Source organism: Geomesophilobacter sediminis (assembly GCF_016458275.1).
Lineage (GTDB): Bacteria > Desulfobacterota > Desulfuromonadia > Geobacterales > Geobacteraceae > Geomesophilobacter > Geomesophilobacter sediminis.
On sequence record NZ_JAEMHM010000019.1, the window covers coordinates 96,218 to 121,664 of the forward strand.

Sequence of the window (25,447 nt, forward strand, 5' to 3'; positions counted from 1 at the left end):
GTTTGCCTGCCAGTGCAAACGGATTAGAGGGTTGTTATGGATGCAGCGCTTGCCCTGATCGGGGAAGACCTGAAAAATGTGGAACTGCAGTTTAAAAAGGACCTCGAGTCGAATGTCCCGCTGATCCGTAAGGTTGGCGAGTACGTCCTCTCCAGCGGAGGGAAGCGGATTCGCCCCGCGCTGCTGCTGCTCGCGGCCAACCTCTGCGGTTACCGCGGCGACCGGCACGTTCCGCTGGCGAGCGTGGTCGAGTTCATCCACACCGCGACCCTGCTGCATGACGATGTTGTGGACAACGCCAACCTGCGCCGGGGGCTGGCCTCCGCAAATACCTTGTGGGGCAACGAGGCGTCGGTTCTGGTCGGCGACTTCCTGTTCTCCAAGTCGTTCTCGCTCATGGTAGCCGACGGCGACCTGCGCGTGCTGAAGGTGCTTGCCGACGCGACCACCATGATCGCCGAGGGGGAAGTCCTGCAGCTCGTCTGCACCAGTGACCTGGACATCACCGTTGACCGCTACATCGAGGTGGTGCGCTCCAAGACGGCGATCCTTCTGGCCGCGGCCTGCGAGGTGGGCGCCATCCTCGGGGAGGTGCCGGTGCGGCTGCGTGAGGCGATGGCGGCCTACGGGATGGAACTCGGGATCGCGTTCCAGCTCATGGACGACACCCTCGACTACACCGCCAAAGAGGCGGAGTTCGGCAAAAGCATCGGGCACGACCTGGAAGAAGGGAAGATCACCCTGCCGCTCATCCATACCCTGAGATCCTGCACTGAGGCCGAACGTGAGACCATCGCCGCCGTCGTTGAGAAAGAGGAATTAACGGACCAGGATTTTGCTGCCGTCTTCGAGTTGGTGCACCGCTACGGTGGGATCGAGCACACCGTGGAGAAGGCCCGGGAACACGTCGCCCTGTGCCGCAAGCACCTCGAGGCGTTCCCCCCGTCAGGCGCCCGTGATGCCCTGGTGGAGTTGGCCGAATACGTGGTGACCCGCGTCAAATAGCCGGAAGGTTACGGTTATAACACGGGGAAACGGGGGCTGAAGGGAGCTAAACCTCTTTTATTCAGTCTGGTCCAATTCTTGCTAACTGAACGTCATCTGAATCTGATGTTTTGTTATGAAAGGGGGCCAGGATGGACGAGGATGTATTGCTGCATTCATCAGATATCGAACTGAACGGGGAAGTTTTCCAGATCAAAGTGTTCTCCAAGTCTCCTAGTCGCTTCTACGCGACTACCTGTCTGGGGAACGACGACTTCATCATCACCGATGGTCCCACCGTGCCCGACGCGTTGAAAAAGCACGAGGAGCTGCTTCCTCTGGCCGTCGGCACCCGGGAGATCACCCAGAGCTACATGGGGTTCACCCGGCGCAGCAAGGCCCGCCGCACCTAAGCCAAACCAGTGAGCAAAGGGCAATGAGCAAAGAGCAGCGTTTCCCGAGACGCAGCCCTCTGCCCTTGCTATTGTCTGCTCATTGCTCATGGCACATTGCTCATTGAGTGGCGCCCCTTGCGGCGCATCCCCCACCTATTGCCTTTTGCCCCACTTTTCTCACCCTTTTCCCCCCAGCTCGCCCCTTGGTCCTGCGCTCAAAATTAGGTTGTACTGGATTGCCAAATCAGTTAAGTATGAGGAGATATCTCTCTCATTTTTCTGCCAGGACCGGGTGTGCATGTCGGCAAAAATACTGATCATAGATGACGACGATTCTCTACGGAGAGTGCTCGAGTACAACCTGCAGCAGGAGGGATACTCGGTATTCACCGCCCCCAACGGGGAGGCCGGGCTGAAGATCTTCACCGACGAGGCCCCCCCGGTCGTCATCACCGACCTGAAGATGCCGGGAATGAGCGGGTTCCAGGTCCTTTCCTCGATCAAGGAGCGCTCTCCGGCAACGGTGGTGATCGTCCTCACCGCCTTCGGCGCCATCGACACCGCGGTCGAGGCGATGAAGCTCGGGGCTTACGATTACCTGACCAAGCCCTTCAACCGGGACGAGCTCAAGCTCACCGTCCGCAAGGGGCTCCAACTGCAGGGGCTTTCCGAGGAGAACCGGCTGCTCAAGGAAGAGCTCGCCGATCGGGCCGAATTCAAGAACATCGTCGGGACTTCCCGGGCCATGGAAGGGGTTTTCTCGGTGGTCCGCAAGGTCGCCGATACCGAAGCGACCGTCCTCATCACCGGCGAATCGGGGACCGGCAAGGAACTCGTGGCCCGTGCCATCCACTCCGGGAGCGCCCGGCGCGCCGCGCCGTTTGTGGCGGTAAACTGTGCCGCGATCCCGCGCGATCTTCTCGAGAGCGAATTGTTTGGACACGTTAAGGGAGCCTTTACCGGAGCGATACGTGATAAAGCCGGTAAGTTCCAGCAGGCGGACGGGGGGACGATTTTCCTGGACGAGGTGGGGGACCTGCCGCTGGAACTCCAGCCCAAGCTCTTGCGCGTGCTGCAGGAGCGGGTGGTCGAGCCGGTGGGGGGGAACGCCGAGGTGAAGCTCGACCTCCGGGTGGTGGCGGCGACCAATGCGGACCTGGAGAAGGGGATTGCCGAAGGGAACTTCCGGGATGACCTCTACTACCGCCTCTCGGTCATCCCGCTCAGGCTGCCGCCGCTTCGGGAGCGCCCCGACGACATCCCGCTCTTGGTGCGTTACTTCTGCGGGAAATACGGCGGCGGGTCCGTGGCCTTTGCCAAGGAGGCGCTGGAGGCGCTGCAGCGTTATCCGTGGCCTGGCAACGTGCGCGAACTGGAAAACACGGTGGAGCGCCTGCTGATTCTCAGGGAAGGGGAACGGGTGGAACTTGCCGACCTCCCCGAGAAGATCGCCGCGCCGGGGGCGCGGAGCGGCGAGGGGGTATTGCGGCTTCCCCCGGAGGGGTACTCGCTGGAACAGCTGGAAAAAGAGATCGTGGTCGAGGCGCTCAACCGCTGTAGCTGGAACCAGACCGCCGCGGCCCGTTTCCTGCGGATCCCGCGCCACACCCTGATCTATCGGATGGAAAAATATCAAATTGCGCAACAGGGGAGGGGAAAATGAAGGGTTGGATCCGTTTGGCGCTGCTCGTGACGGTGCTTCTGGCCATGGCGGCCTGTACCAAGCCGGAGGAAGCGCCGGTGGAAGGAAAGCATGCCCCGGATTTCACCCTCAGCGACCTTTCCGGGAAGCCGGTCACCCTCTCCCAGCTCAAGGGAAAGGTGGTCCTCCTGAACTTCTGGGCGACCTGGTGCCCCCCCTGCCGGGAGGAGATCCCCTCCATGGTGAAGCTGAACCAGGCGATGCAGGGTAAGGAGTTCCAGATGCTGGCGGTCTCCATCGACGAGGGGGGCAAAAACGCGGTCTCCGGCTTTTTCGCCAAGAGCGGCCTGACCCTTCCGGCGCTGCTCGACACCGACGGCAAGACCGCCAAGCGGTACGGGACCACCGGGGTGCCGGAAACCTTCGTCATCAACAAGCAGGGCGTTATCGTCAAAAAGGTGATCGGCGGGATGGACTGGATCCATCCGGAGGTTGTCGCGGCCCTGGACACCCTCTGTAAGGAAAAAACAGCCGCACCTTGACCCTTCGGAGCACGTCATGGAAACGAACCACGTCGGCCTGATCGGCGCCTTCATCGCAGGGTTTCTCTCGTTTCTCTCCCCCTGCGTCCTGCCGCTGATACCCTCCTACGTTACCTACATAACCGGCCTCTCCTTCTCGGATCTCCAGGCGGAGCACCCGTCCCACAAGGTGCGGCAGCAGACGATCCTGCACTCGCTTTTGTTCATTGCCGGCTTCACCTGCGTCTTCGTGCTGCTGGGTGCGTCGGCGACCTTCATCGGGAGCTTCATGCAGGAGCACATGACGGCGATCCGGCGGGTCGGCGGGGTGCTGATCGTGGTTTTCGGGGTCCACGTCGCCGGGTTCTTCGACATCGGCATCCTGCTCGGGGAAAAAAGGGTCACCCTGCACCGCAAGCCGGCCGGCTATCTCGGGAGTTTTGCGGTGGGGCTCGCCTTTGCCGCCGGGTGGACCCCCTGCATCGGGCCGATCCTCGCCTCGATCCTGATGGTTGCCGCAACCGAATCGACCATGCTGCGGGGGATCTTCCTGCTGCTCGCCTATTCCATGGGGCTGGCCATCCCTTTTTTCCTCTCCTCCCTGGCCATGCATCAGTTCCTGGTGATCTTCTCTCGGTTCAAGAAGTACATCCGGGTTTTCGAGGTGGTCACCGGCATCTTCCTGATCATGGTGGGAATCCTAATCTTCGGCAACTACTTCTCCCTGTTCAGCAGGTACGCCAGCCGCTTCATGGGAGCATAGCCGCATGACCCCCGGAGCAAGACCTTGAACGGATCGCAGCTGCTGACCATCCAGCTCGTGGTGGAGGACCTGGATGCCACCGAGGCGTTTTACCGGGGGATCCTGGAACTTCCCGTGGAGCGCGCCCTGACCGCGGTGGGGGCGCCGGAACACCTGGTGATGACGGTGGAGGGCGTTCAGGTGATCTTCGTGGAGGAGGATGCCGTGGAAATGGAACATCCGATCCTGGTCCCGCGCCTGGAGAGCTTTCCCAAGGGGGTCGGGATGACCCTGCACCTCACGGTCCGGGATCTCGATTTCGTTCACGGCGAGATCCTCGAAGAGGACCTGGAGATCCTCTATCCCCCCAAGCTCAACCCCTACGGCGCGCTGGAGCTTTGGTGCTTCGACCCAGACGGGTACCTCGTCGTGCTGCAGGAGCCGCGCCGCCGGGCACCGGTGCCGTAGCTTATAGCCAAGGCAAATGCAAAAGGGGCGAACCGGAAATGGTTCGCCCCTTTTACTTTTATTGGCTGGTTCTCGGACCGATCCGACGGATCAGGGGCGATCCGACCTTTCCGGCGGTGCAGTTGCCGGCGGCTCGGTGCTTTTCCCCGACCCCCGACCCCCGATCCCCGACCCCGCCCTCAAGGTGCCGTCACCGACACCACGCCGCTCTCCTCGCCGTTGGGGTTCACCACCTGGAGTCTCAGGTCCTTGGGGGTGGCGTCGTAGGGGTGGCGCTGGTAGATGATCTGGCTGCAGCCGGCGTAGATCAGCGACTCGCGATTTCCGGCCCTGGGCTCGCCGGTGTGGATCCGTACCCCGTCCACTACCAGGGTGGACCCCTGCTGGAAGTTCCGGCCGCTGACGATCAGCTCGTAATAGCTGACGTAGTCGGAGCCGATGGCCACGTTGCTGATCTCCGGCTTGCTGTCGATGATCAGGGCCAGGGGATCGGATGCCGCCCCGGAAGGGTTGCGCACCATCACCTGGTGCAGCCCGGAGGGAAGCTGCGGGGTGACGAAGGCGACCGCCTCGGGAGAAACGAACCGGGTGCCGATCCCGCCCCCGTCGAAAACGATCTGGGCGCCTCTTTGAAAGTTCAGCCCGTTCACGGTCACCTCGCGTTCCCGGCCGGCGGCGCAGGCGTCGATCTTCTCCGGGGAGAGCGAACTGATCTCGGGGCGGACCGGTTGCACCGAGAAGTTGTAGGGGCGCGAGGTGGTCCCGTCTTCGCGCCGCAGGTAGAGCGCGTAGAGCCCCGGCTGCAGGTCGGGGATCACCAGGGTGAGCACCTTGTCCGCCACCAGGGTGGTCCGGACCTCGGTGGCCCCGAGAAAGGCGACGGTGCGGTCGGTGAAGCCGTTGCCGTTCAGGGTGACGGTGATCCCGGGCTCGCCCTGGGCGGGAATGATGCTGAGCACGGTGAGCGGCGCGCTGCGCGCCTCGCCGCGGGCGGCTCCCCCGGCGGCCGGAACTCCTTCCCGGGGCGTGGGGAGGGGGGGGAGCGGTTGCGCCACGGCGCTCCACGTCAGTGTGGTGAGTAGAAACAGGACCAGAATGCTCACGGATGGTTTCACGGCGCACCTCCTATTGCATGGTAATGCTGAAGCCTTCCGGTGGGTCAGCTTTCGACCGTCAGGCAGAGCCAGATCCCGACCAGGAGGAAGATGAAGTTCGTCGCCCACGCCGCCACGATCGGGGGGAGCACGCCCACCTGCCCGAAGGAGAGGATGACGTTGTTGACGATGACGTAGAGAAAGCCGATCCCAAGCGATAGCCCGATGCCCAGGGCAATGCCGCTGGAGCGGCTGCTGCGCATGGCGAAGGGGACCCCGAGAAAGGCCATGACCGCCGCGCCGAACGGCAGCGAAAACCGTCCGTGCATCTGGGCGAGGTAGCGGGTGGGGTCGTATCCCCCCTCCCTGAGCTTCTTGCAGTAGTTGCGCAGCTCGGAGATGGTCATGTTGTCCGAATACTTGCCGAGCACCTTGAGGTCGGCGGGTTTCAGCTTGAGGGGGACCGGAAGGGTGGCTGCCTCGTGGAACTTCGGCTCGCCGGGGGCGAAGTCGCAGACCACGGCGTTTTTGAAGATCCAGCCGTTGGCCCCCAGGATCCCGGAGGCGGCGTCGGTGCGCCGCAAAGGCTTCAGGTCGTGGTCCAGTTCCCAGAAGGTGATCCCCTTGAGGGTCTGGCTCCCCGGGTCGAACAGGGCGGCGCGGAGCACGGCGCCCGGCTCGCGGTACCAGATGTTCTGCTGGCGGAAGAAGGTGCTCGGGCTCTTCTTCTCGATCAGCACCTCCTGGATGTAGGTCCGCTTGGCGTAGCTTTTGGGGAGGACCATTTCCCCGACCACCAGGCTCAGGACGCTGAAGATGAAGGCGATGACCAGGATCGGCATGGTGATCCGGGCCAGGCCGATGCCGCAGCTCCGCATGGCGGTGATCTCGGAGTTCATGGAAAGGGTGGCGAGGGTCAAAAGGGTCGCCATCAGCACCGCAAGCGGCGCGCTCTGGCTGATGATCTCCGGCGTCTTGGCGACGAAAAAGGAGAAGATGACGTACCAGGAGGCGCCGCTTCTGGTGAAGCGGGCGACCTTCTCCATGAAATCGACCACCAGGTAGATGGCGATGAAGGCGCCGAGGCAGAGCGCCAGGATGCGCAGGTAGGTCGTGGCGACGTAGCGGGTCAGGATCCTCATCCGCGCCCTCCCCGCGCCATCATCCGTTTGACGGCACGCAGCGCCTGTCCGATCGGCGCGGCCAGCGGAAGCTCTTCCTCCACCGCCGCCTTGCGGAAGAGGTAGGCGCCCAGGACCAGGAAGACGATGTTGGGCGCCCAACAGGCGAGGGCCGGGGAGATGACCCCGCGCTCCCCCATGGTCTTGAAGCCGGAAAGGGCGATGTAATAGAGCAGGAGCACCCCGATGCTGACCGAGAAGCCGGCGGCCTTCCCGGAGCGGCGGTTCTGGATCCCCAGCGGCATCGCCAGGAGAGTGAACACGAAGCAGGAGAAGGGGAGCGCCAGCCGGCTGTAGTATTCCAGACGCATCGACATGACGTCCTTGGCGCTGCGCCCCTTCGGGGGGTGGCGCAACTCATCGAGGGTCATTTCGGACTCGCTCTTCTCGGCTTGCTTGTCCTCCTGGGCGAGGGACACCCGCAGGTCGTACCCCTGGAACTCGACCAGGCGGTACCCTTCCTTGCCGGAGCTGCGGTGGATGCTCCCGTCTTTGAGGTGGAACTCGATGGAACGCTCCCCCGGGTCGGCGACGAGAGCGCCCCCCTTGGCAAAGATGGTCGACGGGTCCTTCGGATTGCGCTCGTCGTTGATGATGACCCCTTCCATGGTCTGGCGTTTCGGGTCGAACTTTTCCGTGTAGATCACCAGCCCCGGGAAGGCGTCGTTGAAGACCCGTTCCTTGAGCACCACGCCCGCCTTGTTCTGGGCCACCTCGATGATGAGCTTCTTGAAGGCGAGGTTCCCCCAGGGGACGGCATAGATGGTGATCCAGCTGCAGAGCACGCAGCAGATCAGGGCGAAGACGATCGGCGGGGGAAGCATGCCGTAGAGGCTGATGCCGCAGCTTTTCATGGCGGTCACTTCGCTGTCCCCGGAAAGCCGGCCGAAGGCGAGCAGGGTGGCCAGCAAAAGCGCCATCGGAATGGTGTAGAGCCAGAAGGAGGGGAGCAGGTAGGCGACCATGCGCAGCACGTCGGAAAGCGGGACCCCCTTCTCCACCACCATCTCGGCCAGCTTTAAAAACCGCCCCATCAGGAGCATGAAGGTGAAGGTGGCCATCCCGATCAAAAACGGGGGAGGTATCTCCCTGAATATATAGAGGTAGAGGGTCTTTTTCATGAAGGTGCCATGTTACCCGAGATCATCGGCGAAGTAAAGCGTGGCGCGGGCTCTCCCGCCGTCCTTGGCGCGGATCGGACCGACCGCCTGATCCGCCGGATCGCTCCCCATTTAGGTATTGCCTCCACGCCCCCAATCAGGTAAATATGAGGGCATGGAAAATAGCGAGATCATTAAGAAGGCACTTCTTTTCTCCGGTCTTTCCGACGAGCACCTCGCCGACGTGGCGCAGATCGCGGTACGCCGCCCGTTTGCCAAGGGAGAGACGCTGTTCACCGAAGGGGAACAGGCGGAAGGTTTCTACCTCCTTGCCCGGGGCGCCCTCAAACTCTGCAAGATCTCCCCGGACGGACGGGAGAAGGTGCTCCACATGGTGCACCCGGTGGAGACGTTCGCCGAGGCCGCGTTCTTCGGCGACGGCAGGTATCCCGCCGAGGCCCGCGGGGTCGAGAAAGGGGAGGTGCTCTACTTCCCGCGCGAGTCGTTCATGGGGCTCTTGGAGCGTAACCCCCGCTTCTCGATGAACCTGATCGCCTCCCTCTCGATGCTTTTGCGCCGCTTCGCCCACCAGATCGAGGAACTCTCCTTCGCCGACGCGCCCTCGCGGCTCGCCTCCTATCTGCTCGAGCTGGGGAACCGGAAAGGGACCACGTTCCAGGGGAAGACCTACGTCGAGCTCGACATGCGCAAGGGGGAGCTCGCCTCCCGGCTGGGCACCGTCAGTGAGACCCTCTCCCGGACCCTGAAGAAACTCAAGGACGAGGGGATCATCGAGGTCGACGGCAGCAAGGTCGTGATCCTGAACGTCGAGCGCCTCCGCCAGGTGGCCGGAAAGTAGTCCCCGCTTCCACCCCGCTATCTTTCCCCGTACCCGCCGGCCCTGCCCCCTGTGCAGGGCCGGCTCCAGCTCCCGCCCCGCTCCCTACCTTTGTCGCGCATGCTTTGCGTGGTTCAGTGCCTGATTTTGACGACTTAGTGCAGCCGCTCTAGCAATTGTTAATTAATAAATCGGAAAAAGTTGGAAAATTCTCCTTGAAATTCACAAATGGGCTGATATAATTTCCCGCACTTCTTTTTTCCTAAGTGTGGGACCCCGGGGAGGCTGCTTGGATTGGGAATGTTGTTGGAGTAAAGAAGAGATCGTCCCCGAAGCGTGCCCTTACATCGGCGAGGGGGAGGAGGACCTGTATACCTCGCACCGGCGCCGGGTGGTGGAGAAGTGCGCGGAGTGCCCCCGCTTCAAAAACGACCTGGCCCGGATGAAGGGGATGGACAACCCCCTGGCCGAGGTCGTCCCCTACATCCTCACCGAGTTCCAGGAACAAAAGAGCCAGATGGGGGTGATGCTGAGCTTTTTGAACAGCAGAACCCGCGAGATCAAATTCCTGCGCGAGGTGGGGCTCGTCCTGCAGACCTCGATGGACATCGACGAAGTCCTCTCGGTGGCAATGACCGCGATCACCGCCGGCAAGGGGTTCGGGATGAACCGCGCCTTTTTGCTGATGACCGACAAGGAGCGGCGCTACATCCGCGGCTACCTGGGGGTCGGTCCCCGCGATTACGAAGAGGCGTGGCGCACCTGGGACGACATCGGGCGCAGCAACTTCACCCTCAAGGAGTTGGCCAAGAACTTCCAGAAGACCAAGCTCAGCTCCGAGAAAGTCAAGTTCCACGACATCCTGAACCAGCTCACCGTACCCCTTTCCGACCAGGGGCACATCTTCAACCGTGCCCTGCGCACCAAAAAGCCGATCCTCGTCGAAAACGCCCTCAACAACCCGGACCTCGACCGGGGGCTCGCCCGCATCCTCGGGGTCGACTGCTTCCTGGTCATGCCGCTCATCTCCCGAAACCGCCGCATCGGGATCATCATCGCCGACAACTGCATCACCCATAAGCCGATCACCCTCCAGGACATGCAGTCCCTGGAGACCTTCGCCTTCCCGGTCGCCTTCGCCCTGGAGCGGGCCTCGCTCTACGAGCGGCTCCAGGAGGAAGTGGAGAAGCAGAAGGGGGCCAACCTGAAGCTTCGCGAGCAGCAGGAGCTGATCGTGAAGATGGAAAAGATGGCGCTGGTGGGGAAGATCACCTCCTCGATCGCCCATTCCATTCGCAATCCGTTGATGGTTATCGGCGGCTTCGCCCGCACCCTGCTCAAGGGGAGCCCCGAGGACGACAAACGGCGCGGCTATCTCGAATCCATCGTGCGGGAGACCCGCCAGTTGGAGGACGTCTTGAGCGAGGTCCTCGACTACTCCGAGTCGCTGTTTCCGGTCATGGATCTTTGGGATCTGAACGAGCTCGTCATGACGAACCTGGACGACGTGGCGCCGAGCCTGGAGCAGGTCGGGATCCGGGCCCGCACCCTGCTTGCCCCCGACATCCCCCGGGTCCGCATCGACTACAAGCAGATCTCCTATTGCGTCCGGACCATCATCGGCACCGCCATGGTGGCCATGGAGAAGGGGGGGGACCTCACCGTGGAGACTGCGCTGGAGGGGGACGACGTCCTGGTCCGGATCAGCGATTCCGGGGCTCCACTTACCGAATCGGCCCAAGAGGCGCTCACCGCGCCTTTTTTTGTCACTCAGGAGATGGGGACCGGGGTCGGTCTCTCCCTGTGCAAGACCATTTTGGAGCGGCACGGCAGCTCCTTTTCCATCACCAACCCTCCCGGGGGGGGGAACGTTTACGCGATAAGGCTTTCAACGAAAGGAGAATATCTGCATGGCGAAGCTGCTTGTAGTTGATGATGAGTCGAACATCAGGTTGCTCTACGCACAGGAACTGAGCGACGAGGGGTACGAAGTGGTGACCGCCGCCTCGGCGGTCGACGCGGTGGAGAAGCTCCAGGCGGAGACCTTCGACCTCGCGGTCCTGGACATCAAGCTGAAAAACGAAAGCGGTATCGACCTTTTGCAGAAGATCGTGAAGGAGCGCCACTCGCTCCCGGTGATCCTCTGCACCGCCTTTTCCTGCTACAAGGACGATTTCTCCGCCTGGCTCGCCGACGGCTACGTGGTGAAGTCGAGCGACATGCAGGAGCTCAAGGACGAGATCAAGAGGGTCCTGACCAAGAAACAGAAGGCGGTGGGGTAGAGGCAGTTCAAGGTTCAACGTTCGACGTCCAACCTTAGACACTCGACGTCGGACTTGCCAAGAACTTCGGCCGCAGAAGCTTGCACAGACGAAACCCTTGAACCGTGAACCACAAACCTTGAACGTTGAACGTCGAACGTTGAACGGTTTCACCTAAGGAGCTCCTGATATGAAAGCTGTGATTATGGCGGGTGGTTTTGGCACCCGGATGCAACCGCTCACCTGCAATATTCCCAAGCCGATGGTTCCGCTCGTCAACCGTCCGATCATGCTCCACATCGTGGAGCTCCTCAAGAAGTACGGCATCACCGACCTGGTGATGCTCCTGTATCATCAGCCGTTCGTGATCAAGAACTTCTTCCGCGACGGCGCCGAGTTCGGGGTCCGCATCACCTACGTCACCCCGCTTGAGGACATGGGGACCGCCGGGGCGGTGAAGTACGCGGAAAAATACCTGGACGAGCGCTTCGTCATCATCAGCGGCGACCTCCTCACCGACTTCAACATCCAGAAGGTGCTCGACTTCCACCTCTCCAGCAAGGCGCTCGCCACCATCACCCTCACCTCGGTCAAGGACCCGCTCCAGTTCGGGGTGGTGGTCACGGACAAGGAGAAGCGGATCACCCAGTTTCTGGAGAAGCCGGGGTGGGGCGAGGTCATCTCCGACACCATCAACACCGGGCTTTACGTCCTGGAACCGGAGATCTTCAAGTACATCCCGGAAGGGGAGAACTTCGACTTCTCCCAGGACCTCTTCCCGCTCCTTTTGAAAAAGAAGCTCCCGCTCTTCGGCTTCCCCATCAAGGGATACTGGCGCGACATCGGCAACACCGATTCCTACCGCGAGGCGCATCACGACATCCTCAAGGGGAAGGTCACCGTGAAGATCGACGAGGCCAAGCGTGAGGTGCCGGGCAAGGATCTCCGCCTGGGGCTCGACGTCCGCCTGGGCGAGGCGACCACCACCGAAGGGACCGTGGTCATCGGGGACAACACCCAGGTGCTCGGCGGCGCCGAGATCCGCGACGCCGTGATCGGGCGCAACTGCACCATCGAGCCGGGGGCCAAGCTTTCCCGCTGCGTGATCTGGGACAACGTCTACGTGAAGAAGGGGGCGCGAATCAACGACAGCGTCATTTGCAACAACGTGAGCGTCGGCCCGGGCGTGGTCACCGAGGAGGGGGTGGTGGTCGCCGACGACACCGCCATCGGCGAGGAATCCTTGCTCAAGCGCGACGTGAAGGTCTGGCCGCGCAAGGTGATCGAGGCGGGCTCCACGGTGACCGGCAACCTCATCTGGGGCGAGCGCTGGAAGAAGTCGCTCTTCGAAGGAGAGATGATCAAGGGGCTCACCAATATCGAGCTGACCCCGGAGTTCGTGGCCAAGCTCGGCTGCGCCTACGGCTCGTCGCTCCCCAAGGGAAGCCATGTCCTGATCGGGCGCGACGCGACCCTTTCCTCCCGGATGCTCAAGCGAAGCTTTCTGGGGGGATGTCTCTCCGCCGGGGTCAACGTCCGCGACCTCAGGATGATCTCGCTGCCGCTTTTGCGCTACAAGCTGCGCACCTTCGGGGAGGTCGGCGGGGTCCATTTCCGCCAGGCGATGGACGATCCCGCCTCCACCGAGATCGTCTTCCTCGACGCCGACGGCCTCGACTTTTCGAGCTCCATGGGCAAGAACGTGGAGCGGATCTTCTACAAGGAAAACTTCCGGCGTGCCCACCACACCGAGCCCGGCGGGATCACCGAACTTCCCCAGGTCGTCGATTTCTACCGGGAAGGGTTCTTCCGCGGGCTGGACCAGGCGCTTTTGCGCAAGAGCGCGACCAAGGTCGTGATCGACTTCAACCATTCCGGGGCGGGGCAGATCCTCCCCCAGATATTGAACGACATGGGGTGCGAGGTGATCGCGCTCAACACCTACCTCGACGAGCAGCGCGGGGCGAAGAGCGCCGACGAGAAGCCGCACAGCCTGCAGCAGCTGTCCAAGATCGTGGTCTCCTTGGAGGCGCGGGCCGGCTTCTGGCTCGACCCGACCGCCGAGGAGGTGGTCCTCATCGACGAGACCGGCAAGATCTACCAGCCCGCCGAGCTCTTGCGCCTCATGGTGGCGCTCATGCTGAAGGCCGGGGCCCGCGGCGCCTTCGCCATTCCGGTTTCCGCGCCGTCGGTGATCGAGCAGATGGCTTCGGACCACGGCTGCTCGGTGCGCCGCACCAAGAGCGCGGAGCGCTCCATGATCGAGGCGGCCATTTCCCCCGAGGTGGTGATGGCCGGGTCGATGGGGGGGCGCTTCGCCTTCCCGAAGTTCCAGGCCGCCTTCGACGGCCTCTTCACCATCGCCAAGACCCTGGAACTCTGCGCCGCCGCCGGGGTGCCGCTGTCGCGGGTGATGAAAGAGGTCCCCTTCCGCACCTTCCTCGAAGGGAAGGTCTCCTGCATCTGGGAGATGAAGGGCGGGATCATGCGCAAGATGAGTGAGGACAGCGTGGAGAAGGAGGCGACCTTCATCGACGGGATCAAGGTCTCCTTCGGCGACGACTGGGTCCTGGTGCTCCCCGACCAGTACCTCCCGCTGGTGCACGTGGTGGCCGAGGCGAAGGAGCCGCGCACCGCCCAGCGGCTCCTCGAAGAGTACATGCAGAAGGTGGAAAGGTGGAAGAAGGAGCTGCAGCAGTAGGGCCGGCCGGCGCCCGGAGTTCGGCGCCGTAGACGTCATGAAACCGAGGGAGCCATGGCCGAACCCCTGTACGTGTCATTCTTGTGGCACATGCATCAGCCCTACTACAAGGACCCGGTGGAGGGGGAATACCTCCTCCCCTGGACCTACCTGCACGGGATCAAGGACTATTACGACATGCCCGCGATCGTCGAGGCGACGGAAGGCGCGCGGGCTACCTTCAACCTGGTCCCCTCCCTTTTGGAGCAGCTCCTGGAGTACGCCTCCGGTACCGCTTCCGATCCCTTCCTGACCCTCGCGGCGCGTCCCCCCGCCGATCTCGACGATGAGGAGCGTCTCTTCATCCTGGAGAACTTCTTCTCGGCGAACCGGCAGCGGATGATCGAGCCGCACCCGCGCTACCTGGAGCTCTACTGCCTGGCCGGCGGGGGCTCGGGGGTGCCGCTTAAGGACCGGCTGCACACCCTGCGTCCCCAGGACTTTCTCGATCTGCAGGTCTGGTTCTTCCTGACCTGGACCGGCGAGATGGCCCGGCGCCGCTTCCCGGTCTTTGCCGAGTTGATCGCCAAGGGGAAAAACTACACCGAACAGGACAAGGCGCTTCTCCTGGCGACCCAGCGAACCCTCCTGGGGGAGATCGTTCCGCTCTACCGGCGGCTTGCCGAGGAGGGGAAGGTCGAGCTTTCGGTCACCCCCTATTTCCACCCGATCCTCCCGCTTTTGTGCGATACCGGCGCGGCGCGTACCGCGCTCCCCAAGATCAACCTTCCGATGTTTCCGTTTCGCCATCCTGAGGACGCCCGGGCCCAAATCTCCCGGGCCATCGCCCTTTTCCAGGAACTCTTCGGGGTAAAGCCGAAGGGGATGTGGCCCTCGGAAGGGTCGGTGAGCGACGAGGCCCTGTGCCTCATGGCCGAATGCGGCATCGGGTGGGCCGCCTCGGACGAGTGGGTGCTCGCCCACTCGCTTGCCGGCGGGATCGGCAAGGAACGCGATCACCTCTACCGCCCCTACCAGTTCCAGCGCGACGGCCACGAACTCGCCCTGTTCTTCCGCGACCACGCCTTATCCGACGCGATCTCCTTTACCTATTCGCAGTGGGAGACCCAGCGGGCGGCGGCGGACTTTTTGGGGCGGCTCAAGGAGATCCTGCGCCATTGCCACGCCCCGCGGGTCGCCTCGATCATCATGGACGGCGAGAACGCCTGGGAATATTTCGAGGGGAACGGACTTCCCTTCCTCTCCCGCGTCTACAGCGCACTTTCCGAGACCCACGGGCTGGTTCCGGCGACCTTCTCCGAGGCCCTGGAGCGGATCCCGGAGCGGCGTCCGCTGCATCATATCCATCCCGGCTCCTGGATCAACGCGAACTACGCCATCTGGATCGGCCACCCGGAAGAGAACACCGCCTGGGACCATCTGGCCCGGGCCCGGCAGGCGGCGGTCGCGGCCAGCCCCGAGGTGGCGCGGATTCTGGCCGGCGGCGATGACGGGGATGAAACCGCGCAGCTGGTCTGCACCTCGCTTTATGCCGCGGAGGGGAGCGACTGGTTCTGGTGGTACGGCGACGACCATTTCTCGCACCACGCCGGGACCTTCGACCTCCTCTTCCGGCGCCACCTGATGAACGTCTACCGTCTGTTGGACCTCGAGGTGCCGCGCGAGCTCTTCGCCCCGATCAAGAAGCTTTTGCCGGCGGGCTTCATCCGGGAGCCGGCCGCGCTGATCACCCCGGCCCTCACCGGGACGGTGACCGACTACTTCAAGTGGCTGGCCGCCGGGCTTTACGATCTCTCCAAGCGCTCCTCCACCATGCATGCCGGGGAAAGCCTGCTCCAGTCCCTTTACTACGGGTTCGACCTGGAGTTCTTCTATTTCCGGATCGACGGGGTGCAGCCGCTGGACCGTATCCTTGGCGCCGCCGACGTCTTCACCCTCAACCTGATCGCCGGCTTGGAATTCCGGGCCGACCTGGTGGGCGGGGCAATGAGCGCGGAGCTGTTGCAGAAGGAGGACGGCGTCTGGCGTCCCTCCGGGGCCAAGGTCCGCTACTGCGTCGTGCGCGTCGCCGAGGTCGCGGTACCCCTGGCCGTGCTGGGACTTGCCCCGGGTGATCGCCTCTTCGCCCAGTTCACCCTCTCCCGGGCCGGCGAACTGCTGGGGCGCTGGCCTCTGGACGCGCCGCTGCTCCTGGATTATGCCGGACCGGAGCTGGAGGCCGAAACCTGGCTCATCTGACGGTTCGGCGGCAACACGAGGTGACGATGTCGGAATTACGCTGGGATCCTTTGAAGCAGAACTGGGTGATCATTGCCACCGAACGCGGGCGGCGCCCGCGTGATTTCCAGGTTGAACCGGAGTCCTTTTCCGGGGAAAGTTGTCCGTTTTGCTACGGTAACGAGGAGAAGACCCATCCGGAGATCATGGCCCTGCGCGAGGCGGGGGAGCCGAACCAGCCCGGGTGGCGGGTCCGGGTGATCCCGAACAAGTACCCCGCCCTGCGCATCGAAGGGGAGCTCAAAAGCCGGGGGTACGGCCCCTACGACGTGATGGAGGGGGTCGGCGCCCATGAGGTGATCATCGAGACCCCGGACCACGGCCGGGCCCTGGCCGACCTCTCGGCCGACGAGATCGCCGAGGTCTTAGGCGTCTACCGCGCCCGCCTCGCCGACCTGAGCCGCGATCCCCGGCTGCGCTACCTGGTCCTGTTCAAGAACCAGGGGAGCTGCGCCGGGGCCACCCTTTCCCACGCGCACAGCCAGCTGATCGCGGTCCCGCTGACCCCGCCGGTCGCGGTGACCGAGCTCAGAACCTGCCGCGAGTTCTACGAAGCCAAGGAGCGCTGCATCTTCTGCGACGTGATCGAGTTCGAGCTCGCCAAGGGGGAGCGGGTGGTGAAGGAATTCCCGAACTTCGTCACGCTCACCCCGTACGCCTCCTGTTTCCCGTTTGAGCTTAGGCTCTATCCGAAGCGCCACGTCCACGACTTCACCCTGATGGACGATCACGATCTCGCCGATCTTGCCGTCGCCTTGAAGGACATGCTTTGCCGGCTGAAGTCGGTGCTGCGTGATCCCCCGTACAACTTCATCCTCCACACCGCCCCGCCCAGGCAGCCCCGGCAGGGGAAACCGGAGTTCTGGAGTTCGCTCGAGTACGACTACCATTGGCACATCGAACTCGTGCCGCGGCTGACCCAGATCGCAGGGTTCGAGTGGGGGACCGGTTTCTTCATCAACCCGACCTCACCGGAGGACGCCGCGACCTTTCTGCGCGAGGCAGAAATTTGACATTTCCCTGCAGTTGAGAGTATGGTAAGGAGTTTCTTTCCGAGCTTCTCATTGGTCGATCAATTCAAGAATTTTGAGGTTTTACATGAAAATCCTGTTCGTCGCCTCCGAGGTGACCCCCTTTGCCAAGACCGGCGGTCTCGCCGACGTTGCCGGCGCCCTTCCCAAGACTTTGAAGGCGCACGGCCACGACGTGCGGATCATGATGCCTTTCTACTCCACGGTTGAGAAAGGGGGGATGGCGGTCCGCAAGGGGAGAAAGAGCGCCTCGGTCGTCGTCGGCGACACCGAGCGGAAGGGGTTCCTGCGCCAGGCGTCCCTGGGAGAGATCCCGGTCTACCTCATCGAGAACAAGGAATACTTTTCCCGCGAACATCTCTACGGCACCGCCGACGGCGATTACCCCGACAACCACCTCCGCTTCTCCTTCTTCTGCCGCTGCGTTTTGGAGCTGCTCAAGAAGATGGACTTCCGCCCGGACATCATCCACTGCCACGACTGGCAGACCGCCCTGATCCCGCACCTTTTGCGCCACGAGCGCAAGGACGACCCGTTCTTCGCCCGCACCGGCGTGGTGTTCACCATCCACAACCTCGCCTACCAGGGACTCTTCCCGCCGGAGACCCTTACCGACATGGGGCTTGCCCCGGAGTGCTTCACCATGGACGGGCTGGAGTTCTACGGCAAGGTGAACCTGATGAAGGCCGGGATCATCTCCGCCGACGTGGTCACCACCGTATCCGAGGCGTACTGCCGCGAGATCCAGACCCCCGAGATGGGGTGCGGGCTGCACGGGGTGCTCCAGCAGCGCAGCGAAGACCTCTTCGGCATCCTGAACGGGGTGGATTACGAGGAATGGAACCCGGCGGTGGACCGGGAAATCATGAAGAATTACAGCCACGCCTCCCTTTCCGGAAAGATGGTGGACAAGGTGGGGCTGCAGCGGCTGATGGGGCTCAGCACCTCTCCCGACGTGCCGCTGATCGGGATGGTCTCCCGGGTCGTGGCCCAGAAGGGATTCGACCTGGTGACCGAGCTCTTGCCGACCTTTGCCGCCGCCCCGCTCCAGCTGGTCATCCTGGGCTCCGGCGAAGAGCGCTACGTCAAGGCGCTCACCTCGATCAAGGCCCGTAACATCGCGTTTGCCAGCGGGTTCGACAACGCCCTGGCTCCGAAGATCTACGCCGGCAGCGACATGTTCCTGATGCCTTCCTATTTCGAGCCGTGCGGCCTGGGGCAGCTGATCGCCATGCGCTACGGATCGGTTCCGGTGGTGCGCCGCACCGGCGGGCTCGCCGACAGCGTGGTCGACCCGCGTGACGGCGACAAGGCCGCCCCTAACGGTTTCGTCTTCGACGAGTACACCGCGGATGCGCTTTGGGCGACCATCAGCCGCGCGATGGCCGCCTACGAAGACCGGGTCTTGTGGAAGAAGTTGATGCGGCGCGGGATGAGCTGCGACTTTTCCTGGAACAACTCGGTGAACCGTTATCTTGAGCTGTACCGCAAGACGCTTGCGCGCCGGGGGGGAGAAGGATGAGCGTTGAGTGGGACGACCTTGAGGAGCTGACCAAGGAGATCCGCCGGCAGATCGAGAGTAACCGCCAGTTTTTGAAGCGGGTGAGCGACGAGGATTTCGACGACGAGCCCGAAGCGGGGGGCGATGAGGAAGTCGCCGAAGAGACCGACGAGGACCCGGAGGATTTCGAGGAGCTGTAGCTGGCAAGCAGGGGCCGAGGGTAATGAAAAAGCCGGCGCGAGAGAGACTCGCGCCGGCTTTTTGTTGGGTGAGAGACGCTGGAAGGCGGCATTGGTGGGAGCGCCATTTCCTGGCGCGATTTCAGCCCGATCGGACTAGTCGCGCCGGCATGGTGCTACCACAGCACGAGGCGCTCGTTGCGTATTTCCCGGCGGGCGCGGCCCGGCCGCCAACTCTAGGGTTACTGGCGGGAAGGGGGGAGGGTGACCTCTCCGAGCGAGGTCGGCGCAGCGATTTTCGGTTCCGAAGCCGGGGCCGCCGCCGGGGCCGGAGTGGGCGCCGGAGCTGAGACGCGGGCCGCCGCCGGTGCGGGGGCGGAGGCCGGGGTCGCGATCGGAGCCGCCGCCGGGGCTGCCACCGCTGCCGGAACCGGTGCCGGTGCCGAAGCGGGTGCCGCGGTCAGCGCGGTGCCGTCATCCTTCTTGTTCCCGAAAAACGGCTTGTCCGTCTTCATCAGGGAGAGCATCTCGTCGAGCTGCTTGTCGTAGAGCGCGGAGATCTTGGTCCCGTTGGCAATCGCGGATTCCTTGCTCTGCCCGAGAGCGGCAATGACCCCGGCCACGCTCTTGAACTTGATGTCGACCTGGTCGGAGAGGTTGGCCGCGGCCTCGTCGAAGTCCGGGTACTGCAAGGAAAGCAGCATCGGGTAGGAAAGGGAGCGCTGGCGGAAGTTCGGGTACTCCCAGAGGATGGTTCCTTCCGGGTCGAGGAGCTGCGCGGTGAGGGAGAGGTTGTTGAAGTCGGTCTCCACGTAGGAAAGGAGGTTGCTGGAGCGGACCTTCTCCCGGGTGGTGAGCCCGCTCACCATGACGACCATCAGGGCGTCGTAGCCGTTGGCCGCCATGAGCTCCTTGAGCTCCTTCTTCTTGTAGAAGTACTTGTTATAGACCACCCCGGCATCGTCGCGGCGCTCCCGGCTGGCGACCAGGTTGGTGAACAGCCGTCCCGGCTCATCGTCCATCGGGCGCACCGCAAAGAAGATCCCGCTCTCGCGCAGCCGGGCGATCAGTTCCTTTTCGTTGCGCCGGTTCACCTGCTCGATCACCTTCACCACGGCGGCCTTCTCCGGGTGCTTGATATCGGAGTCGGGATCGACCATGAACGGTGCCACGCCGACCACCTTCACCTTTTCCATCGAGGTGTGGGGGACGTTGTAATGGTTCTGGGCGCAGCCGAAAAGCGCCGTGGTTGCCGCAACAAATACCGCCAGCTTGATCAACATCCGCATGAAGTGACGCCTCCTTTGATGATGCGACGTGGGAGCCCGGGCCACTGCGTGCGGCCGAGCCACTCCGCGTCAGAGCATAATGAAGCCAACCTGCCGGCCGGTCCCCTCGGAATCGCGCCGGTGAGAGAAGAAAAGGTCGTGGTCGCAGCAGACGCAGTGCTCGCTGGTATCGATGCGCGACTCCGGAAGACCGGCGTCTTTGAGCTGCCAACGGTTGGCCGCGGCCAGATCGAGGTTCCACTTGCCGCGTTCCTTTTCGGTGGCGCAGAGCTCCCACGGCGCGCCGGCCGCCTGGAACGCTTCCTTCACCGGCTGGTCAACCTCGTAGCAGCAGCTGTGGATGCAGGGGCCGATCGCGGCGCGGATGTCGCCGGGCTGGGAGCCGAAGAGTTTCACCATCGCTTCGACCCCCTTGCCGGCGATGTTGCCGGCCGTCCCTTTCCAGCCGGCGTGCAGTGCCGCCGCGACTCCCTGCACCGGGTCGTGCAAAAGGACCGGAACGCAATCGGCGACGCAGATCGCGATCATCAGCCCCGGCTGGTTGGTGACGATGCCGTCGCACTCCAGCTTGAGGAAATGGTCGAACTCGGGGTTCGGGGCGTCGATCATGAGGAGGTCGGTCCCGTGCACCTGGGTGACGGTCAGGAAACGCTCCAGGGTTCCGCCGAAGGCGCGGGCCAGGAGGCTGCGGTTCCCCTCGACGTTGTGCGGCGAGTCGAGCGTGTTGGTCCCGAGGTTCAGCGAGTTGTACGGCGGGCGGGAAACCCCCTCGTGGCGGGTGGTGAACCCCGCGGCAGTCAGCCCGTCCCCCAGCTCGGGTTTCAGGTAGTGGATCTTTCCGGCCTTGGTCATTTCCATCAGTAATTCCTCGCGGTCCTTATTGGTTGTTGCTCTCCAGGTAGGAGATGATCCCCGCCAGGTCGGGGGGGAGATCGGTGTCGAATTCGAGGTAGCTGCCGGTGACCGGGTGCAGGAAACCGAGCGTCTTGGCATGGAGCGCGTGGCGCCCCATCTCCTTGATCATCTTTTTCAGCTCCGGGTCCTTGAGCGCCGTGATGCGGGTTCCGCCGCCGTAGGTTTCGTCGCAGACCAGCGGATGCCCCGCCTCGGAGAGGTGGACCCGGATCTGGTGGGTGCGCCCGGTTTCCAGGCGCAGCCGGAGCAGCGTGAGGCCGGGGTAGCGGGCGACCACCCTCCAGTGGGTGACGGCGTGCTTGCCGTGCCGCGCCTTCCCCGACATCTTCTTGCGGTCGATGGGGTGGCGTCCGATGGTGGACTCGATCTTGCCGCCGTCCTGGGCGAAGCTGCCGTACACCAGGGCGAGGTAGACCCGCTTGATGCTGTGTGCCTTGAACTGTTCGGCCAGGTGCTGGTGGGCCCGGTCGCTCTTGGCGATCACCAGCACCCCCGAGGTGTCCTTGTCGATGCGGTGCACGATACCGGGGCGAAGCTCGCCGCCGATGCCGGAGAGGTCGGTGCAGTGGCCCAAAAGCGCGTTCACCAGGGTCCCGTCGGCGTTGCCCGCGCCGGGATGGACCACCATGCCGGCCGCCTTGTTGACCACCACGAGCTCGCTGTCCTCGTAGAGGATCTCCAACGGGATGGTTTCCGCCTGCGGCTCGGCCGGGACCGGCGGGGGGATCTCCAGGATGACCTGCTCCCCCCCCTTTAGTTTGAGCGACGGCTTGGGGTGCTCCCCGTTCACCGTCGCATGGCCGGTCTCGATGAGGCGCAGCACGGCCGAGCGGGTCAGCTCCGCGACGCTGCGGGCGAGGAAGCTGTCCAGCCGCTCGGGGTCGGCCCCGACGGGAAAGGTGAGTTCGAACTGTTGCAATGTTCCCCCAAAAAAGCTGCCGGCGTCGGTCGGATCGGGCGCCGGAAAACCGGAAATCGTAGGACCAAAAAAGAGGCGGGCGCGTTTCCAAGAAGCGCGCCCGTCCCTGTTCTTTACTGTATTCGCGTCTCCACTACCAGATGAACGACTCGATCTTGCCGGCCCGTTTGATCAGGACATCGACCACGGCGATGTCGAAGACGTTCGAGGCAGCAATCTCTTCGGTGACTCGGGAGTTGAAGTGCTCCCTGCCTTCGGCAAGCTGTTCGCCCAGGACCTCGAAGATGTTGTCGTTCTTGATCCCTTCCTCGACCTTCTCCCGGTTGTAGATCGCCACATCCGATACGATGGCTCGGGCCAGTCGTCTTGCCTGGTCGCGATTGTCAATGAGGCTCATCTAGGTTTCTCCTCAGGTTGATCGCCGGCCATTATACGCAGCTTTTTCGCAAGATACTACCTTAATCTTATTGAGAAGTAGATGCTGGCGTTGCCCCTTTTGACCAGCAGGGTCGCCGCACCGCGATCCTCGGCGTCTTTCATCATCTGGTAGTATTCGGCGAGGTTTTTCACCTTCTTCTGGTTCACCGAAACGATCACGTCGCCGCGCTGGATGCCGCTTTCGGCGGCGGCCCCGTCCGGATCGAGGTCGACGACCCGGACTCCGCTCATGCCTCGGGCCTTCAGCTCGCGCGGCAGTTCCTGGACGCTCAGCCCGAGCAGGTCCTGCTGGCCGTTATCCTCGTTGTTGCCGCGCTGCGGCTGTTGCGGGGCGTTCTCCGCCGGGGCGGTCGCCAGGGTGACCTTCACCCGTTTTCCTTCCCGAAGCAGCTCGACATCCACCTTCTTGCCCACCGGCGTGTCGGCAACCAGGCGCTGCAGCTGGCGGACGTCTTTAACCTTTACCCCGCCAAACGAGGTGATCACGTCTCCCTGCTGGATCCCGGCCTTGGCCGCCGGGCTGCCGGCGACGACTTCGTTGACCAGGGCGCCGCCGGCTCCGGGGAGGCCGAAGGAGCGGGCCATGTCCTCGGTTACCGGCTGGATGGAGACGCCGAGCCAGCCGCGGCTCACGCTCCCCTTGCTGATCAGCTGGCTCACCACCTGTTTGGCCATGTTGGCCGGGATGGCGAAGCCGATCCCCTGGCCGCTCGCGACGATCGCGGTATTGATGCCGATCACCTCGCCGTAGATGTTGAGCAGCGGTCCCCCGGAGTTCCCCGGGTTGATCGAGGCGTCGGTCTGGATGAAATCCTCGTAGGTCTCGATCCCCATGTCGGAGCGGCCGGTCGCGGAGATGACCCCTACGGTGACGGTGCGGTCCAGGCCGAAAGGATTCCCGATGGCAACCGCCCACTGTCCGACCTGCAGTTTGTCGGAATCCCCGAGTACCGCCGGGGAGAGCGACTCCTTGGCGCTGATCTTGATCACGGCGATGTCGGTCTTGGGATCGCTCCCGATCACCTTCCCGGTGTAGACCTTCTCGTTGGAGAGCTTCACCCGGATGGTCTCGGCGTCGCGCACCACGTGGTCGTTGGTGACGATGTAGCCGTCCTTGTTCAAGATGAAGCCGGAGCCGAGGCTGCTCTCCCTTTTGTACTGGGGACGGCCGCGCGGGCCGAAGAAGTCGTCGAAGAACGGGGAAAACTCGAAGAAGGGCTGCACCATCTTCTTCTTGCCGATGGTGGAGATGTTGACCACCGAAGGGGTGACCACCTTGACCAGGTTGGTGAAAGCCTGCTGGGTGGCAAGGATATCCTTCTGCGGCTGCACCGGGGCTTCCACCCGCTCCCCTTCCTGGCGCCCGGACTCGTAGTACTTGGGCTCGTGCTTCTTTTTGCAGCCCGACAGTAGCAGGACCAGGATGAGGGGAACGATGAAGAGACGCAGGGATTTCATGGGTAAACTCCTTGGGCGCTTCTCATAAATTAAGAGGTAAAAGCCTAGCCAAAAAAGTGTCTAATGTCAACTGGTTCGCCACCTAAGTGGCTGAATCGAACGGCGTTAATTAGCGCTTGACGGGAAGAGACCTTTTGCATATAAATGTGGCGCAAATATGGAGGGAGCTCCCGTGCAAGAGACGATACGGCAGGAAATCAGGGAGATGAAGTTGGGGGAGAAGGTGCGGAGTCTGCGCCAGGAGCAGCGGCTTACGCTGCAGGCGCTGGCGGAGATCACCGGCCTTTCGAAACCGCTGTTGTCGCAGATCGAAAACGACCAGGTGATCCCACCGATCGCCACGCTTTTAAAGATCGCCAAGGGGCTCAAGGTTGGCATCCACTACTTCTTCGAGGAGCCGGGGGACCGGCAGAAGTTCGTCCTGACCCGGGGGGAGCCGCCCTTGGGGAGCCAGCGCCGCCCCGGCAAGGATGCGGTACAGGGGTATATCTATAAGCCGCTGGCCCCGGGGATGAATCAGAAAAAGGTGGAACCGTTCCTGGTGGAGTTCGAAAACCGCGCCTGGGACGACTCCCTCTTCTACAGCCACGAAGGGGCGGAGTTTCTCTATATCCTGGACGGGGAACTGGAATTCCACTACGCCAGCGAGGTGATGAACCTCCTGCCGGGTGACAGTGTCTACTACGATTCCTCCGAACCGCACGGCTACGTGTCGGTGGGAGATATGCAGGCCCGCGCCGTGGCGGTTCTCTACACCAAAAGCTAGGCCCAGCGCCCGTATTAAAATGGAAAAGCCGCGCCAGTTTCCGGCATCTTGCCGGCCACTGCAGTCGCGGCTTTTCTGCGTTGACACCCTGGGCATAAAGCAGCTAAGATGAGCTTCTGGCGCTGTAAGTGTCAGTATTTGCGTGGTTTTGCTGGTTATGGGACGTGGTCGGTGACGGGGGTAAGGTTAAGGAAATTTACTCATTAAGTCCCTTGACGACGGTACCGTCCTCTGTTATAAAGTGTGACTTCGCGCCGCACCAAGGTGGCTGACTCCAAAAGAGCGGTCACCGGGCCAGAAAAAAAGATGTTGACAGGCGAAGCGGTTTGAAGTAACTTGCCGAGTCTGTCGCGAACGGCGGCTTGGTCTTTGAAAACTAAATAGTAGACAGTGAATTCATGCAAACAAAGTAGTCAGCTTCACAATTACTAGAATCGGATTTTCCGGTTTCATTTTAAACTGGAGAGTTTGATCCTGGCTCAGAACGAACGCTGGCGGCGTGCTTAACACATGCAAGTCGAACGGGATTCAGAGCTTGCTCTGATGAGAGTGGCGCACGGGTGAGTAACGCGTGGATAACCTGCCCTGGTATCTGGAATAACATCTCGAAAGGGGTGCTAATACCGGATAAGCCCACGAGGTCTTCGGATTTTGCGGGAAAAGGTGGCTCCGGCTACCGTATCAGGATGGGTCCGCGTACCATTAGCTAGTTGGCGGGGTAATGGCCCACCAAGGCGACGATGGTTA

General features: G+C 62.7%; 23 protein-coding genes and 1 rRNA gene. 16 read left to right on the plus strand and 8 right to left on the minus strand.

Features of this window, described 5'->3' with window-relative positions; genetic code table 11:
• Positions 1-36 precede the first annotated feature (36 nt).
• From JFN93_RS20300 to JFN93_RS20325, 6 genes are all read left to right on the plus strand, one after another.
• The gene (locus JFN93_RS20300; RefSeq protein ID WP_199385975.1) at positions 37-1,005 is read left to right on the plus strand and encodes a polyprenyl synthetase family protein; all 969 of its coding nucleotides are present in this window, start codon (positions 37-39) and stop codon (positions 1,003-1,005) included.
• A 146-nt stretch (positions 1,006-1,151) separates the two neighbouring features.
• Positions 1,152-1,397 (plus strand): hypothetical protein, encoded by a 246-nt coding sequence (locus tag JFN93_RS20305; RefSeq protein ID WP_236021841.1) that lies wholly within the window; start codon positions 1,152-1,154, stop codon positions 1,395-1,397.
• 280 nt (positions 1,398-1,677) lie between these two features.
• Positions 1,678-3,042 (plus strand): sigma-54-dependent transcriptional regulator, encoded by a 1,365-nt coding sequence (locus tag JFN93_RS20310; RefSeq protein WP_199385977.1) that lies wholly within the window; start codon positions 1,678-1,680, stop codon positions 3,040-3,042.
• Positions 3,039-3,563: a TlpA disulfide reductase family protein gene (locus JFN93_RS20315; RefSeq protein ID WP_199385978.1), complete on the plus strand. Its 525-nt coding sequence runs from the start codon at positions 3,039-3,041 to the stop codon at positions 3,561-3,563. The genes JFN93_RS20310 and JFN93_RS20315 overlap by 4 nt, the downstream gene beginning before the upstream one ends.
• Before the next feature lie 16 nt (positions 3,564-3,579).
• A complete protein-coding gene (locus JFN93_RS20320) occupies positions 3,580-4,305 on the plus strand; it encodes a cytochrome c biogenesis CcdA family protein (protein ID WP_199385979.1) in 726 nt (241 codons plus the stop codon).
• Between the two features lie 24 nt (positions 4,306-4,329).
• Positions 4,330-4,752: a VOC family protein gene (locus JFN93_RS20325; RefSeq protein ID WP_199385980.1), complete on the plus strand. Its 423-nt coding sequence runs from the start codon at positions 4,330-4,332 to the stop codon at positions 4,750-4,752.
• Positions 4,753-4,931: 179 nt separating this feature from the next.
• Here JFN93_RS20325 and JFN93_RS20330 read toward each other — a convergent pair whose 3' ends face one another.
• The 3 genes from JFN93_RS20330 to lptF are packed head-to-tail and all read right to left on the minus strand — an operon-like array spanning position 4,932 to position 8,148.
• Positions 4,932-5,867 (minus strand): IPT/TIG domain-containing protein, encoded by a 936-nt coding sequence (locus JFN93_RS20330; RefSeq protein ID WP_328754469.1) that lies wholly within the window; start codon positions 5,865-5,867, stop codon positions 4,932-4,934.
• Between the two features lie 44 nt (positions 5,868-5,911).
• Positions 5,912-6,988 carry an LPS export ABC transporter permease LptG gene (gene lptG / locus JFN93_RS20335; RefSeq protein ID WP_199385981.1) on the minus strand — a complete coding sequence of 359 codons (1,077 nt, stop codon included), beginning with the start codon at positions 6,986-6,988 and terminating at the stop codon, positions 5,912-5,914.
• The gene (gene lptF / locus JFN93_RS20340) at positions 6,985-8,148 is read right to left on the minus strand and encodes an LPS export ABC transporter permease LptF (protein ID WP_199385982.1); all 1,164 of its coding nucleotides are present in this window, start codon (positions 8,146-8,148) and stop codon (positions 6,985-6,987) included. Before lptF ends, lptG begins: the two co-directional genes overlap by 4 nt.
• Before the next feature lie 154 nt (positions 8,149-8,302).
• Between lptF and JFN93_RS20345 the strand changes: the two genes are divergently transcribed.
• The 8 genes from JFN93_RS20345 (at position 8,303) to JFN93_RS20380 (ending at position 18,936) form a co-directional block, all read left to right on the plus strand.
• A complete protein-coding gene (locus JFN93_RS20345; protein ID WP_199385983.1) occupies positions 8,303-8,986 on the plus strand; it encodes a Crp/Fnr family transcriptional regulator in 684 nt (227 codons plus the stop codon).
• 268 nt (positions 8,987-9,254) lie between these two features.
• Positions 9,255-10,898 (plus strand): GAF domain-containing sensor histidine kinase, encoded by a 1,644-nt coding sequence (locus JFN93_RS20350; RefSeq protein ID WP_199385984.1) that lies wholly within the window; start codon positions 9,255-9,257, stop codon positions 10,896-10,898.
• Entirely contained in the window at positions 10,876-11,247 is a 372-nt protein-coding gene (locus JFN93_RS20355) for a response regulator (RefSeq protein WP_199385985.1), read from the plus strand. Before JFN93_RS20350 ends, JFN93_RS20355 begins: the two co-directional genes overlap by 23 nt.
• A 169-nt stretch (positions 11,248-11,416) precedes the next feature.
• Positions 11,417-13,927, plus strand: a complete 2,511-nt coding sequence (locus tag JFN93_RS20360) for a mannose-1-phosphate guanyltransferase (protein WP_199385986.1) — start codon at positions 11,417-11,419, stop codon at positions 13,925-13,927.
• 54 nt (positions 13,928-13,981) lie between these two features.
• Entirely contained in the window at positions 13,982-16,165 is a 2,184-nt protein-coding gene (locus tag JFN93_RS20365; RefSeq protein WP_199385987.1) for a glycoside hydrolase family 57 protein, read from the plus strand.
• Between the two features lie 26 nt (positions 16,166-16,191).
• Positions 16,192-17,217 carry a galactose-1-phosphate uridylyltransferase gene (galT, locus tag JFN93_RS20370; protein ID WP_199385988.1) on the plus strand — a complete coding sequence of 342 codons (1,026 nt, stop codon included), beginning with the start codon at positions 16,192-16,194 and terminating at the stop codon, positions 17,215-17,217.
• A gap of 85 nt (positions 17,218-17,302) precedes the next feature.
• Positions 17,303-18,757, plus strand: coding sequence for a glycogen synthase GlgA (gene glgA / locus JFN93_RS20375; protein WP_199385989.1), 1,455 nt, complete (start codon positions 17,303-17,305; stop codon positions 18,755-18,757).
• On the plus strand, positions 18,754-18,936 hold the full coding sequence (locus JFN93_RS20380) for a hypothetical protein (RefSeq protein WP_199385990.1): 183 nt from the start codon (positions 18,754-18,756) through the stop codon (positions 18,934-18,936). The genes glgA and JFN93_RS20380 overlap by 4 nt, the downstream gene beginning before the upstream one ends.
• Before the next feature lie 221 nt (positions 18,937-19,157).
• On the opposite strand, the gene JFN93_RS20385 is transcribed toward JFN93_RS20380, so the two are convergent.
• The 5 genes from JFN93_RS20385 to JFN93_RS20405 all read right to left on the minus strand — a co-directional run bounded on the left by JFN93_RS20385 (position 19,158) and on the right by JFN93_RS20405 (position 23,934).
• On the minus strand, positions 19,158-20,204 hold the full coding sequence (locus JFN93_RS20385; protein WP_199385991.1) for a hypothetical protein: 1,047 nt from the start codon (positions 20,202-20,204) through the stop codon (positions 19,158-19,160).
• Between the two features lie 69 nt (positions 20,205-20,273).
• A complete protein-coding gene (gene pgeF, locus JFN93_RS20390; RefSeq protein WP_199385992.1) occupies positions 20,274-21,062 on the minus strand; it encodes a peptidoglycan editing factor PgeF in 789 nt (262 codons plus the stop codon).
• A gap of 19 nt (positions 21,063-21,081) precedes the next feature.
• Entirely contained in the window at positions 21,082-22,038 is a 957-nt protein-coding gene (locus tag JFN93_RS20395) for an RluA family pseudouridine synthase (RefSeq protein ID WP_199385993.1), read from the minus strand.
• A 133-nt stretch (positions 22,039-22,171) separates the two neighbouring features.
• Positions 22,172-22,435, minus strand: a complete 264-nt coding sequence (locus JFN93_RS20400) for a hypothetical protein (RefSeq protein ID WP_199385994.1) — start codon at positions 22,433-22,435, stop codon at positions 22,172-22,174.
• Between the two features lie 56 nt (positions 22,436-22,491).
• A complete protein-coding gene (locus JFN93_RS20405; protein ID WP_199385995.1) occupies positions 22,492-23,934 on the minus strand; it encodes a DegQ family serine endoprotease in 1,443 nt (480 codons plus the stop codon).
• Between the two features lie 172 nt (positions 23,935-24,106).
• On the opposite strand from JFN93_RS20405, the gene JFN93_RS20410 reads away from it, so the two are divergent.
• A complete protein-coding gene (locus tag JFN93_RS20410; RefSeq protein WP_328754477.1) occupies positions 24,107-24,700 on the plus strand; it encodes a helix-turn-helix domain-containing protein in 594 nt (197 codons plus the stop codon).
• A 456-nt stretch (positions 24,701-25,156) separates the two neighbouring features.
• Positions 25,157-25,447: ribosomal RNA gene (locus JFN93_RS20415) — 16S ribosomal RNA — on the plus strand; the annotation flags it as partial.

Coding starts and splice junctions, on each gene's coding strand:
- JFN93_RS20300 (WP_199385975.1), top strand. CDS start 37: ATGGATGCAGCGCTTGCCCTGATCGGGGAAGACCTGAAAAATGTGGAA.
- JFN93_RS20310 (WP_199385977.1), top strand. CDS start 1,678: ATGTCGGCAAAAATACTGATCATAGATGACGACGATTCTCTACGGAGA.
- JFN93_RS20315 (WP_199385978.1), top strand. CDS start 3,039: ATGAAGGGTTGGATCCGTTTGGCGCTGCTCGTGACGGTGCTTCTGGCC.
- JFN93_RS20320 (WP_199385979.1), top strand. CDS start 3,580: ATGGAAACGAACCACGTCGGCCTGATCGGCGCCTTCATCGCAGGGTTT.
- lptG (WP_199385981.1), bottom strand. CDS start 6,988: ATGAGGATCCTGACCCGCTACGTCGCCACGACCTACCTGCGCATCCTG.
- lptF (WP_199385982.1), bottom strand. CDS start 8,148: ATGAAAAAGACCCTCTACCTCTATATATTCAGGGAGATACCTCCCCCG.
- JFN93_RS20345 (WP_199385983.1), top strand. CDS start 8,303: ATGGAAAATAGCGAGATCATTAAGAAGGCACTTCTTTTCTCCGGTCTT.
- JFN93_RS20355 (WP_199385985.1), top strand. CDS start 10,876: ATGGCGAAGCTGCTTGTAGTTGATGATGAGTCGAACATCAGGTTGCTC.
- JFN93_RS20360 (WP_199385986.1), top strand. CDS start 11,417: ATGAAAGCTGTGATTATGGCGGGTGGTTTTGGCACCCGGATGCAACCG.
- JFN93_RS20365 (WP_199385987.1), top strand. CDS start 13,982: ATGGCCGAACCCCTGTACGTGTCATTCTTGTGGCACATGCATCAGCCC.
- galT (WP_199385988.1), top strand. CDS start 16,192: ATGTCGGAATTACGCTGGGATCCTTTGAAGCAGAACTGGGTGATCATT.
- glgA (WP_199385989.1), top strand. CDS start 17,303: ATGAAAATCCTGTTCGTCGCCTCCGAGGTGACCCCCTTTGCCAAGACC.
- JFN93_RS20380 (WP_199385990.1), top strand. CDS start 18,754: ATGAGCGTTGAGTGGGACGACCTTGAGGAGCTGACCAAGGAGATCCGC.
- JFN93_RS20385 (WP_199385991.1), bottom strand. CDS start 20,204: ATGCGGATGTTGATCAAGCTGGCGGTATTTGTTGCGGCAACCACGGCG.
- pgeF (WP_199385992.1), bottom strand. CDS start 21,062: ATGGAAATGACCAAGGCCGGAAAGATCCACTACCTGAAACCCGAGCTG.
- JFN93_RS20400 (WP_199385994.1), bottom strand. CDS start 22,435: ATGAGCCTCATTGACAATCGCGACCAGGCAAGACGACTGGCCCGAGCC.
- JFN93_RS20405 (WP_199385995.1), bottom strand. CDS start 23,934: ATGAAATCCCTGCGTCTCTTCATCGTTCCCCTCATCCTGGTCCTGCTA.